Genomic DNA, 12,156 nt, shown 5'->3' with positions numbered 1-12,156 from the left:
ACACGAAATTCATTCCATGCTTTCTCTTGATATAAAATCCCTAAAACCTGCTGAAGTTCAAAACTATTTGCAGCATGCAATTGCCCCTCGTCCAATTTGTTTTGCGGCAACCGTTGATTCAGAAGGGAATCATAATTTAAGTCCATTTAGTTTTTTTAACTTATTTAGTTCCAATCCACCAATTTGTGTTTTTTCTCCGGCTCGCAGGGTGAGGGACAATACTACCAAGCACACTTTAGAGAATGTAAAGCAAGTGCCAGAGGTGGTTATCAATATTGTAAGCTATGATATGGTTCAGCAAACTTCATTAGCCAGTACCGAATATGGAAAGGGTGTTAATGAGTTTGAAAAGGCAGGATTTACCATGCTTAAGTCCGATTTGATTAAGCCAATGCGGGTAGCCGAATCACCGGTTCAATTAGAGTGTGTTGTACGTGAAGTGATTGCATTAGGAACCGAGGGAGGCGCCGGTAATTTAGTGCTGGCTGAGGTAGTGAAAATGCACATCAGCGAACACATTATGAAAGAGGATGGCTCAGGCATTGATCAACGAAAGGTGGATCATGTAGCGCGTTTGGGCGGCGATTGGTATTGCCGTGTAACGCCTGAATCATTGTTTCATGTTGCTAAACCCCTAACGACACTTGGAATAGGTGTTGATCAAATTCCTTCGTCTATTCGCAATAGCACTGTTTTAACAGGTAATAACCTTGGTCAATTGGGCAATGTTGAACATTTACCAACTGAAGAAGAGATTGACACGATGCGACTTAAGCCTGAAATAAAAGATATTTTCGATTCATTTATTGGTGATAAAAATACACTCGAAGTTCATCTTCATGCTAAAGCCAAAGAACTCCTCGATAGTGGAAATGTTCAGGAAGCTTGGAAAGTGTTATTAGCACTTAATTAACATATTACGAGTCTATGAGCCAATTTGGCGAATAGACTCGATTTGCATTTGCTCCATTTCTTTCGGAACTTAAGAGGAAACTAAATCATCGCTCCTCTATGTCTCTATTTGAAACCCAATTCAGCCATCCTTACTCTTGTGATCCTAAATTCTCTAAACGGGTTGCTTACTTCAGTATGGAGTTTGCCATTGACCAAAGTCTGAAAGTATACTCTGGAGGTTTGGGCTTTCTGGCGGGTTCACACATGCGCAGTGCATTTGAGCTAAAGCAAAACCTGATAGGTATCGGTATCTTATGGAAATATGGCTATTATGATCAGATCCGGCAGCAAGATCAATCAATGAACGTGCTGTTTCAGGAGAAGATCTATTCATATCTGCAGGATACAGGAATAAAATATACTATTGATGTTAATGGACATCCTGTTTGGGTAACTGCAAAGTATCTTCCGCCGCAACTGTTTAATTCGGTGCCGATGTTTTTTCTAACCACCGATCTCCCTGAAAATGATTACCTGGCGCGCTCTATGTCTTTTCATTTGTACGATGCTGATTTAGCTGCAAAGGTGGCTCAGTTTATTTTGTTGGGGGTAGGAGGGGCAAAGCTCTTGGATGAGTTAGGCTACGAGCCGGATATTTATCATTTAAATGAAGCTCATGGATTGGCAGCCAGCTTTTATCTCTACCAAAAATTTAAGAAGCTGGAAGAAGTCAGGAAACGCCTGGTGTTTACTACGCACACGCCTGAAGAAGCCGGTAATGAAAAACACGATATTTATTTGCTTAACAAAATGGGTTATTTCTGCGGAACTAACTTCGATGAGGTTCGCTTTATTACAGGGATGCACAATGATATTTTCGATTATTCACAAGTAGCCTTACGTTTCGCTAAAATTGCTAACGGCGTTTCGGCGTTGCATAGTAAGGTTGCTAAGGCCATGTGGAGTAAATATGAAGGTTTATGCCCGATAATATCCATCACTAACTCCCAGAATTATACTTATTGGGGAGATAAAGAAATGTATGATTTTGTAAGGAATGATAAGGATGAGAAGCTGGTTATACGCAAGAAGTACTTAAAAATGCGCTTGTTCGAAACCGTGGCAGATCAGGCTGGAGATTTGTTCAGTACTGACGTTCTAACTTTGGTTTGGGCACGTCGGTTTGCTGGCTATAAACGGGCTGAATTGATCACGCAAAATAAGGAACGATTTGAAAGGATTATTACCAATAAAAAATATCCGGTTCAGATTATTTGGGCGGGAAAACCTTATCCAATGGATTATGGCGCCATATCGACGTTTAATAGTTTAGTTCATTTATCAAAGGTGTATCCAAATATTTCAGTATTGGTGGGCTATGAATTGAAGCTTTCGAAAAAGCTAAAGTATGGCGCAGATATTTGGTTAAACAACCCACGAGTGCCAAGAGAAGCTTCTGGAACATCAGGAATGACGGCGTGCATGAATGGAGCTATTAACTTTTCTACGCAAGATGGATGGATTCCAGAGTATGCGAATGATAAGAACTCATTTCTCATTCCTTTAGCTGATCAATCAAAGTCTACTTCTGATCAGGATGCGCAAGATTTGAATAATCTCTATGATATCCTCGAAAATAAAATTATTCCGATGTATTACGAAAGGCCTGCCGAATGGTTAGCCATGATGAAACGAAGTATGCTGGATGTGTTGCCATATTTCGAGTCGAACCGAATGGCAGAGGAATATTATGAAAAGTTGTATAATGCTTAGGAAGGGAACCGTTAAGATCAAAGATTCTTTATTTCAAAATAGAGTAAATAACAAAGGCTGTTCTAAAAACAGCCTTTGTTATTTATAAATAGTAGTGATCTATTTAAAATCAGCTTCGGTAACTTCTGAATTTACCTTAACCTCTTTAACTTTTAAATCTATTTGCTGAGCGCCCGCAGAAATTGAAATCGTATATGGCATTAATACACCATTAACTGGTTTGTAATCCGAAAGCTCTGAAGATTGACTCATTTCCTGACCTGTAGGAAGTTTTACTGTCATTTCCTGTTTCAACAATAAGCCTGAGGTTATATCGAAGTACTTATAGCTTATATTTCCGGTAGGAGAGGTGATTTTCATTTTATAAGTATCCTTGTCGCTAACCTTCTCTGTACTTTCAATTGCTAATATAAACTTGTCGGCAGCATAATACATTTCAGGGAAAATGGAGCGTTCTTCCTGTTTTTTCTTAACATCATCCGCACCTAAAGGCATTTTTTGTCCCTGCATTTCATTATAGCCTGCAGCTCCATCAAATACCGATTTCATTACCGTCATTCCATTAAAGCTCATTATCATTGATTCTTTATTTGGAGCCATTTGCTTAATGGTTGCATTTAATGTCATTCCCTGTACGGCCGCATCAGTATTAATTAAAAGCGATTTAATGTTTTTGACATTGTCGTTTCCGCCAATCGCTTTAATGTAATTATCAAGTACAGTTTGAGGATTTACATTTGCTGCAACTTTTGCTTCGGCAGTTTTAGTTACCAGGTTTGCGTATTTGTCGAAATAATTGATCTTGTAGCCTAACTTCTCGAGGTTAGGTGCAATTTCCGAAGCCTTTCCAACAATAACTATACGTGCCTGACCAGGAGTAAAATATTGCTTGGCAACTCGTTGAATATCTTCGGCTGAAACTGCATTTATTTTTTGTAGGAACGTTTGATAGAAGTCCTGTGGTAAACCTTCCGTTTCAACATTTAAGGCATAGGTTGCAATCTTTGATTTATCTTCCAAATCCATTGCAAAGCTACCGTTATAGGTGTTTTTAACCAGTTGAATAGCATCGGCTGTAGCTTTTTCATTGCCCAAACGGTTAATCTCGTTCACAATTTGAATAACTGCACTATCGGTAACGGCATTACGAACACTTGCTGAAGCACCAAAACGGGCACCATATTTATCAGCTCCAACCGATGAGTAAGACCCATAAGTGTAGGCATGTTTTTCACGTAGGTTCATGAATAGGTAACCGTTAGAACCGCCACCCAAGATTTGGTTTGCCACAATTAGCGCAAAGTAATCAGGGTTCTTTTTAGTGTTGCCCACCAGGTTAGTAACAGAGATTTCTGATTGCACCGCACTTGGAACATCTACCAGGTCAATTTCAGTGGTTTTAACATTCACCGGTGTTTTAACTGGTTTTTCATCTAAAGCGCCTTTTGCCCAGCTTCCAAAATATTGGTTGGCTAGCTTTTTTGCAGTATTCAGCTTAATATCACCAACAAAAACTAAATAGGCCTTATTGGGTACAAACTGAGATTTATAGTTAGCTTTTACATCATCAAGGGTAATTCCGTTAAGCTTGGCTTCGGTTTCAAATTCGCCGTAAGGATGATCTGTTCCGTAAACCAATGCAGCAACCACGCGGCTCGAAATAGCCTTAGCGCTTTTTTCATCGGCTTTTAAGCTGGTTATAGCTTGTGATTTGATCTTATCGAATGATTCTGAAGGGAAAGCAGGATGTAAAACAGCGTCAGCCATTAAACCAAAGGCCTTGTCGAAGTATTTGGTAAGAGCTGAAGCCGAACCTCCTCCGGCGCTGGCAGATACATTCGCCCCAATAAAATCCACTTCTTCATCAAATTTAGCTTTTGGACGAGTTGTTGTTCCTTCGTTTAGCATAGCGCTCATCAGGCCTGAAACACCAGCTTTGCTGCCTTCGATCTGTGGTACACGATCAAGAGATAAACTAGCACTTACTTTTGGAAGTTTATGGTCTTCAACCACCAATACTTTTATACCGTTTGGCAATACAAAAGTTTGTGGTTTACCTATATTAATAGCCGGTGCAGGGCCAGCGGCAGGCTTATGCGTACGGTCAATAGTTTGAGCAAAGGTGGTTGTGCATAGCAATAAAAAAGCCGCTGCACTTAAAAATATCTTGTTCATTGTAGATTCGTTTTAAACTTATTGATTGCTTTTTGGTAAATAATACAACAACACACGCTGATTAGGATTTAAATATTTTTTCGCCACATCACGCATTTCTTCACGGGTAATTGAGCGGTAAATATCAATTTCAGTATTCACCAAATTCGTGTTTTTCTGGAATGTATAAGCGTCGGCCAGGTTATTGGCAATGCCTTCTACGCCATTATTTGCGTTTACGAAGTTGTTTTCCATAATATTTTGAAGTTTTTGGAAATCATGCTCTGAAATAAGTTCAGTTTGCATTTTTGCCACCTCTTCATCAATATCTTTAACCAAATCATTTAAACTCGAGTTTCCATTAGGAAGAGCGTAAGTAATATAAGCGCCATAATCTTCGAGTGTATAGTTGAATGCTCCAACCTGAAGCGCATTTTTCTTGTCATCAACCATTTTCTTGTATAAACGCGAACTACCTCCATTTGATAAAACAGTTGAGATCATGTTTAATACATAAGTTTCTCTGGCTTTCATACCCGGAACCCGGTAGGAGGTAATGATTGCCGGAAGTTGAATGTTGGCATCATAAACACTATCTACAATGGCTTTAGTGATAGGTGCTTCTGTAATGGATGGCTGAACAACTGCCTCGCCTTTAGGTACAGCTGAAAAGTATTCGCTGATCAGGTTCTTAGTTTTTTCAGTATCAAAATCACCTGCAACTACTAAACAGGCATTGTTAGGAACATAGAATTTTTTAAAGAATGCCTTGAATTCATCCAGTTTGGCGGCATCCAAATCGGCCATTGACCCAATTGTTTGCCAGGTATAAGGGTGTTGGGTGAATAAACGTTTAAACACTTCTTCGGCAAAACGACCATAAGGTTGGTTATCGATGCGCTGGCGCTTTTCTTCTTTTACTACTTCATTTTGGGTTTTAACACCAATTTCGTTGATCACGGGGTGAAGCATACGCTCCGATTCAAGCCATAAACCGGTTTGCAATTCGTTTGATGGTAAAACTTCATAATAATAGGTACGGTCTTGAGTGGTGTTGGCGTTGTTTTGCCCTCCGGCCTGCGAAACGATTTTCATAAACTCACCACGTTTAATGTTGTCGGAGCCTTCAAATAACAGGTGTTCAAAGAAATGGGCAAATCCGGTACGTCCAACTACCTCGTTTTTTGATCCCACATGGTACATAACAGATACAGTTACTACAGGAGCGCTATTGTCTTTATGCAAAATCACATGCAATCCATTATCAAGGTTGTATTCTGTGAATTCAACTTTTTGGGCATAGGTTGATGTTGTTAAGCCCAGCAGGAGCGCGGCTGCTCCAATCAGCTTTTTTTTCATATGAAAGTGAATTGATTAAATATATCGTACTAAGTTAGAAATCATTGCAGGTAAATGGTATACAAATTTGTCAGTATATAAAATATTACAATGAAGAATGTGGTGGGTTAGAAGGTAATTATGTATGAAAGGAGGGAAAACACAAAAAGCTTAACCCTTTAAGAGTTAAGCTTTCATGTATATTTTAATTAAGTACTGTGGAGTACCTGATTAGCTTAATTTGCTTACAAACTTAGCTAACTTCGATTTGTTGTTAGCCGCTTTGTTTTTGTGGATAACGTTTTTCTTAGCTAAACGATCTAACATAGAAGAAACTTTTCTGAATAACTCAGTAGCTTCTGCTTTGCTGTTCATTCCACGTAATTTTTTAACCGCATTACGGGTTGTTTTTGCCTGGTAACGATTTCTCAGGCGTTTAGCTGCGTTAGCACGAATTCTTTTTATCGCTGATTTATGATTTGCCATGATATTATTAAACTCTTTTCTAAAAGGACTGCAAATATAGGGCTTATAATTTAAAATGCAAACATCATTTTAAAATTTAAGCCATTGGGTTATAGTTTATTTCCGCCGGTGCAAAGATATAAAAACAATGCTGTTTTGAAACGGTAAATGGGCTATTTTCCTGATTTCAGATAAATAAGCAGTTAGGTTATCGATAATAACTATTGGTTTTTCAGTACTCCTTAATAAGTAATTAATTTATTTTTTGTGAATAGATTGAAGTTTATAGTTAATATTGATCGACAAATACCCAGAGTTTGAGAAAGAATTTATTTTTTGTCGTGATATTTCTATTAGGTTTCATGACGGTTAGCTGCAATAAATCGAAAGCTGTAATTGAAAAAAGAACAGAGACTTCAAAGGTAAGTAAGGTTGATACATTAGTCATCATTAAACCAATCATAAAGCCTTATTCTCATTTGACACTTGATAGTTCCATTGTCCTTCAATCGGCGCCAGGTACTAAATCGGTGCTGTTCAATAGCAGTCAAAGTCGGTTGTATGCCTTGAATTTAGAAGGCCTAAGTATTTATGAATTTGGTCAGGCATCCAAACAATTGATCCGAGAGTTTAAATTCAAACCTTCAATTGGTAAAGGTTGGAATTATGACGATGCCAAGGAGATCATTTCCTATCGTGAAAAACCAGTAGAAGCAGCCATTAGTAATCATGATAGTATTTTATGGGTTTCACTGCACAATAATGGAGGTATTACACCCATCTTTTTACAGGATGTATTAAAGATGAAAACAGTTCCTACACATGCTGATTCGGTGGTTAAACAACTGCAGGTGGTATATGAAACAGGTGCAACTCCTGATACTGTTTTTGTGCCTTTAATTGCGACAGGTAAAACACCCAAGGTTATTGCAGTTGATGAGCCTAGTCAGCACCTTTTGGTAAGCAATTGGCATTCAAAAACAACCAGCGTGTTAGCCATTAACTCATTGGAGTTCCCATACGCACATTTGGTTAAGAATATCTCAACAGGAGCTATTCCGCGGGGAATTGCCATTGATCAGGCTCGTCAAAAATCATACATAGCCATCATGGGCGGGGCGCAAATTAATGTACTCGATAATAAAACCTGGAGTAAGGACACAATCCTTAATGTGTCATCCAACCCAAGACATATTGTTACGGACGATCAGGGGCGATTGTTCATCTCCTATAATATGTTCTCTCAGATAGCCTGTGTCGATCCGGTAACGGGTAAAACATTATTCACAGCCAAAACATCTGATAATCCCAGGACGATTGCTTTGTCAAAAAATAACAAGTTTTTATTCGTTACCTGTTACAAAGGGAATAAGCTCGAGATATTTAAAATAGAAGACAATGGATTTACGCAAATCTATTCTCTCAAATCAAATGGAGCGCCTGTTGGGGTTGATTTATTTGAAGATGATAATAAACTCGAAGCCTGGGTTTGTAATTATACCATAGGGGCAATAAAAGTGTTCATTTTCAATAAATCACAAAGCGAATTGAATATTGTTAGTGCCAAGCCAAAATCTGGCTTCAAATCTGCTAAGACTTTATAACATCTATACCTTAAAGTCTATCTATGCGTTTTCGAATAATATCGATCGTTTTCGTATTGCTGTTTTTACCGTTAATTACTGCAAAGGCTTCCAGAAAATGGGGCTTCTGGTCGCATATGCAAATAAATCGTATGGCGGTTTTTACATTGCCCGAAGAAATGCTGGGCTTCTTCAAGCGAAATATTGATTACATAACCAAACATGCCGTTGATCCTGATAAACTTCGTTATTTATTAAAAGATGAAGCTCCCAAGCATTATATCGATCTGGATCTGTATCCGCAATTATTAACGCAAACTAAACTGCGACAATGGAATGAGGCGGTAACATGTTATTCAATTGATACGTTGCAGCAAAATGGCGTTTTGCCCTGGAACATTGAACGGGTGATGAAGCGTTTAACCAAGGCCTTTATGGTAAGAGACTCTGCAGCGATTCTTCGATACGCAACTTTTTTAGGCCATTATGTGGCTGATGCTTCGGTTCCACTGCATACAACATCAAACTATAACGGCTTAAAGACCAATCAAAAAGGCATTCATGCCTTTTGGGAAACTCGCTTGCCGGTAATGTTCGCCGAAAGTTATGATCAACTTACAGGCAGAGCTGTTTATATTGATAAAGCTGATGAGTATACCTGGCAACTAATACTTCAAAGTCATTCAGCAGTCGATTCAGTTTTAGATTTCGAGTCAAAATTGAACAAGGCAACTCCTGCGGAAAGAAAATTTGGATTGATTAGCAAGAATGGGGCTGTTGTAAGTGATTATTCAGATGAGTATTCAACAATTTATCATACCCAGTTGAATGGTATGGTTGAAAGAAGAATGCGAGCAGCGATTTATTCTATTGGGAGCTTTTGGTATACGGCTTGGGTAAATGCTGGCCAACCCGATCTGAACAATTGGGTCAGAACGATTAATGTGCCGGAAACGGATAGTTTAGCGGTTTCTAAATTGAAATTAAAAGTACGAGAAGAAGAGTAGGGCTATGTGTTTTTTTAACCACAGAGTAGCACAGTGTTGCTCTGTGGTTAAAACTCAGTGTTACACTGTGTAACCCTGCGGTTAGCTAATATTAAAATTCTTTAATGATCTTTGTTAATTGTTCCCACTCTATTAAAAAGCCATCATGGCCAAAGAACGAATCGATTTCAATGTATTTTGCTCCTTTAATGTTTTCAGCCAGAAACTTTTGTTCATTGGTCGGAAATAGTAAGTCGGAACTGATACCTACAGCAAGTGTTTTCGCTTTTATTTTTGATAAAGCTGTTTCAATACCACCTCGGCAGCGTCCTACGTTATGTGCATCCATTGCTTTGCTTAAATGCCAGTAAGAAAAAGCATTAAAGCGTTTCACAAGTTTATCTCCCTGATAGGCTTGGTAAGAACTAGCTTTATAATCATCCACTTTGTTGACGTCCGTTTCTTTTTGAGTGATGTTATAAGCATCGTAATGACGATAACTCAATAGCGCCATTGAACGAGCAGCTTTCATTCCGTTTAAGCCGGCTTCAGCATTGCTGTTTTTCCAGGTCGTATCGGCTTCAATTGCCAAGCGCTGACTTTCATTAAAAGCAATTCCCCATGGAGAATGATAAGCATTGGTAGCAATTAAGAATAGCTTTTCTATTAAATCAGGTTGTTCAATAGCCCATTCCATAGCTTGCTGGCCACCCATTGAGCCACCAATTACGGTGTTGATCTTATCAATTGCTAAGTGTTTTCTCAAAAGCTCGTGTGCACGAACCATATCACGCGTGGTAACCTGCGGGAATGTATGGTAATAAGGATTTCCTGTTTCAGGATTTATAGAAAGCGGGCCGGTTGTGCCATAACAAGAGCCCAGAATGTTCGCACATATAATAAAATGATGATCGGGGTCAAAAACTTTTCCTTCACCAACAATACCGCTCCACCAGTCACTAACATCGGCATTTGCGGTTAAGGCATGACAAATCCAAATAACATTGTTCTTTTCTGAATTTAACTTACCGGTACTGAAATAAGTAATCTCCACCTGGGGCAAAATTGCGCCCGACTCTAATTCAAATGGGTTTTTGTACGTAAACTGCTGAATCATTAATACTATGCGTCACTAAAACAGGAAAACATCTGCGGTAAAAACCGCAGATGTAACTGCAAACTTAAAACAATTAAAAAAAATTAGATCAAATGAGTTTGATATTGGTTCAAATTAAATTCTAACTCAATACTCCCGATCTGTATTTATGCCAAAGTGGCTTCTTTATTTACTACTTCAAATGCTTGTTGTAAATCACCTTTTATATCTTCAATATGTTCAAAACCTACCGATATACGCAATAAACCCTGCTCAACACCTGCCAATAATTGTTCTTCTTCACTTAATTGTTCGTGAGTAGTGGTGGCTGGATGAATGATTAAGGTTTTACCATCACCAACGTTGGCTAAGTGACTAATGAGTTTGAGGTTGTTTACAAATGTATCAGCGGCATCTTTGCCTCCGGCAATTTTAAATGATAAAACACCTCCAAAACCATTACGTAAATATTTTTTTGCGAGGTCGTGGTAAGCGCTGCTTTTTAAACCCGGATAGCGAACATATTCCACTTGTGAATGTGCCTCTAACCACTGTGCTAGCACCAAAGCATTGTCTACTTGGCGCTGAACACGTAATGAAAGCGTTTCTAAACCTTGAATAAAAAGGAATGAATTGAAAGGACTTACTGCCGGGCCGAAATCTCGCAATCCTTCTACTCTTGCACGAATTGCGAAGGCGATATTTGGAAGTCCCAGTGGATTACCTTCACCGAAGACGTCCCAAAAAACAAGTCCGTGATAACCTTCAGAAGGCTCAGTAAACTGTGGGAATTTGCCATTGCCCCAATTGTAATTTCCGGCATCAACTATAACCCCACCAATACTGGTTCCGTGTCCGCCTATCCATTTGGTAGCTGATTCAACCACTATGTTTGCGCCATGCTCAATTGGACGGGCCAGATAGCCACCAGCGCCGAATGTGTTGTCGACAATTAATGGAATATCATATTTCTTAGCTAAAGCTGATAATGCATCAAAATCAGGGATATTGTATTCCGGATTACCAATGGTTTCAACATAAAGTGCTTTGGTATTTGAATCAATTAATTTTTCAAACTCTTCAACCTTATCACCTTTGGCAAAACGAACATCAATTCCTAAGCGCTTGAACGCTACTTTAAACTGGTTATAGGTGCCTCCATATAAAAATGAAGTGCTAACAAAGTTATCGCCGGCTTGTAAAATATTATTGAGCGCGATAAACTGAGCCGCCTGCCCAGAACCAACTGCTAGTGCAGCCACTCCGCCTTCAAGTGCTGCAATGCGTTTCTCAAAAACGTCGGTGGTAGGGTTCATGATCCGCGTGTAAATATTTCCGAATTCTTTTAATCCGAAAAGATTTGCTGCGTGTTTAGAATCTTTAAAAACGTATGATGTTGTTTGATATAATGGAACAGCACGTGATAAGGTGGTTCCATCTACTTCCTGACCTGCGTGTAATTGCAGGGTTTCAAAACGGTAATTTGATGTTGACATATATGAGCGATTAAGATTTTTAAATTAAATGAAAATTGAAAGGTCGACTTTAATAGCTATTGCCAGCGCGCTTTGGCTTGAGCGTTAAGTCATGGGTGAAGTGTAAAAACACTTTAACACATACAACAACAGCAATAACAAATGTTGTTAAGCTTGTTAGTAATAAGTTTAGCCGGTTGCGAAATATTGAAGTCGCAAGCTGACAATACTGAAGTTTGAAGTGTTTTTTTCATATCCTGTAATTTTTATAGCTCCCCGGTTTTACGGGGCAGGAAGTGGCACCTTTCCATTTTGGGGGTTGCCAGAGGGTCATTGAGCCTGTTCTCTCGCCTCTTCTGTATAAAGAATTACGGTTGCTTAGAAAAGCATTG

Annotated in this window: 9 protein-coding genes and 1 riboswitch; of the genes, 4 read left to right on the top strand and 5 right to left on the bottom strand. The window is 38.9% G+C overall.

Going from position 1 to position 12,156, the window contains the following annotated elements:
- The first annotated feature begins 16 nt into the window (after positions 1-16).
- Both NF867_RS02650 and glgP read left to right on the top strand, forming a co-directional pair.
- Complete coding sequence (locus tag NF867_RS02650; RefSeq protein ID WP_252585997.1) at positions 17-913, top strand: flavin reductase family protein; 897 nt, start codon at positions 17-19, stop codon at positions 911-913.
- Between the two features lie 98 nt (positions 914-1,011).
- Complete coding sequence (gene glgP / locus NF867_RS02645) at positions 1,012-2,667, top strand: alpha-glucan family phosphorylase (protein ID WP_252585996.1); 1,656 nt, start codon at positions 1,012-1,014, stop codon at positions 2,665-2,667.
- Between the two features lie 99 nt (positions 2,668-2,766).
- On the opposite strand, the gene NF867_RS02640 is transcribed toward glgP, so the two are convergent.
- The 3 genes from NF867_RS02640 to rpsT form a co-directional block, all read right to left on the bottom strand.
- Positions 2,767-4,842 (bottom strand): M16 family metallopeptidase, encoded by a 2,076-nt coding sequence (locus NF867_RS02640; RefSeq protein ID WP_252585995.1) that lies wholly within the window; start codon positions 4,840-4,842, stop codon positions 2,767-2,769.
- A gap of 18 nt (positions 4,843-4,860) precedes the next feature.
- On the bottom strand, positions 4,861-6,180 hold the full coding sequence (locus NF867_RS02635) for a M16 family metallopeptidase (protein WP_252585994.1): 1,320 nt from the start codon (positions 6,178-6,180) through the stop codon (positions 4,861-4,863).
- Positions 6,181-6,390: 210 nt separating this feature from the next.
- The gene (gene rpsT / locus NF867_RS02630; RefSeq protein ID WP_252585993.1) at positions 6,391-6,645 is read right to left on the bottom strand and encodes a 30S ribosomal protein S20; all 255 of its coding nucleotides are present in this window, start codon (positions 6,643-6,645) and stop codon (positions 6,391-6,393) included.
- Positions 6,646-6,941: 296 nt separating this feature from the next.
- Here rpsT and NF867_RS02625 point away from each other — a divergent pair, with 296 nt between their 5' ends.
- Positions 6,942-8,228, top strand: coding sequence for a YncE family protein (locus NF867_RS02625; RefSeq protein ID WP_252585992.1), 1,287 nt, complete (start codon positions 6,942-6,944; stop codon positions 8,226-8,228).
- A 23-nt stretch (positions 8,229-8,251) separates the two neighbouring features.
- Positions 8,252-9,214 carry a zinc dependent phospholipase C family protein gene (locus NF867_RS02620; protein WP_252585991.1) on the top strand — a complete coding sequence of 321 codons (963 nt, stop codon included), beginning with the start codon at positions 8,252-8,254 and terminating at the stop codon, positions 9,212-9,214.
- Between the two features lie 91 nt (positions 9,215-9,305).
- On the opposite strand, the gene metX is transcribed toward NF867_RS02620, so the two are convergent.
- Both metX and NF867_RS02610 read right to left on the bottom strand, forming a co-directional pair.
- A complete protein-coding gene (metX, locus tag NF867_RS02615) occupies positions 9,306-10,310 on the bottom strand; it encodes a homoserine O-acetyltransferase MetX (RefSeq protein WP_252585990.1) in 1,005 nt (334 codons plus the stop codon).
- Between the two features lie 146 nt (positions 10,311-10,456).
- On the bottom strand, positions 10,457-11,785 hold the full coding sequence (locus NF867_RS02610; protein ID WP_252585989.1) for an O-acetylhomoserine aminocarboxypropyltransferase/cysteine synthase family protein: 1,329 nt from the start codon (positions 11,783-11,785) through the stop codon (positions 10,457-10,459).
- Positions 11,786-12,027: 242 nt separating this feature from the next.
- Positions 12,028-12,131, bottom strand: a riboswitch (SAM riboswitch).
- Between the last annotated feature and the right edge of the window lie 25 nt (positions 12,132-12,156).

The organism is Solitalea agri (assembly GCF_023914155.1).
Taxonomy (GTDB): domain Bacteria; phylum Bacteroidota; class Bacteroidia; order Sphingobacteriales; family Sphingobacteriaceae; genus Solitalea; species Solitalea agri.
This window is presented reverse-complemented; position numbering and strand designations above follow the sequence as displayed.

Bases quoted from the DNA above. Each gene is read 5' to 3' on its own strand.
- glgP (WP_252585996.1), top strand. From the start codon at position 1,012: ATGTCTCTATTTGAAACCCAATTCAGCCATCCTTACTCTTGTGATCCT.
- NF867_RS02635 (WP_252585994.1), bottom strand. From the start codon at position 6,180: ATGAAAAAAAAGCTGATTGGAGCAGCCGCGCTCCTGCTGGGCTTAACA.
- NF867_RS02610 (WP_252585989.1), bottom strand. From the start codon at position 11,785: ATGTCAACATCAAATTACCGTTTTGAAACCCTGCAATTACACGCAGGT.
- NF867_RS02620 (WP_252585991.1), top strand. From the start codon at position 8,252: ATGCGTTTTCGAATAATATCGATCGTTTTCGTATTGCTGTTTTTACCG.
- NF867_RS02640 (WP_252585995.1), bottom strand. From the start codon at position 4,842: ATGAACAAGATATTTTTAAGTGCAGCGGCTTTTTTATTGCTATGCACA.
- NF867_RS02650 (WP_252585997.1), top strand. From the start codon at position 17: ATGCTTTCTCTTGATATAAAATCCCTAAAACCTGCTGAAGTTCAAAAC.
- metX (WP_252585990.1), bottom strand. From the start codon at position 10,310: ATGATTCAGCAGTTTACGTACAAAAACCCATTTGAATTAGAGTCGGGC.
- rpsT (WP_252585993.1), bottom strand. From the start codon at position 6,645: ATGGCAAATCATAAATCAGCGATAAAAAGAATTCGTGCTAACGCAGCT.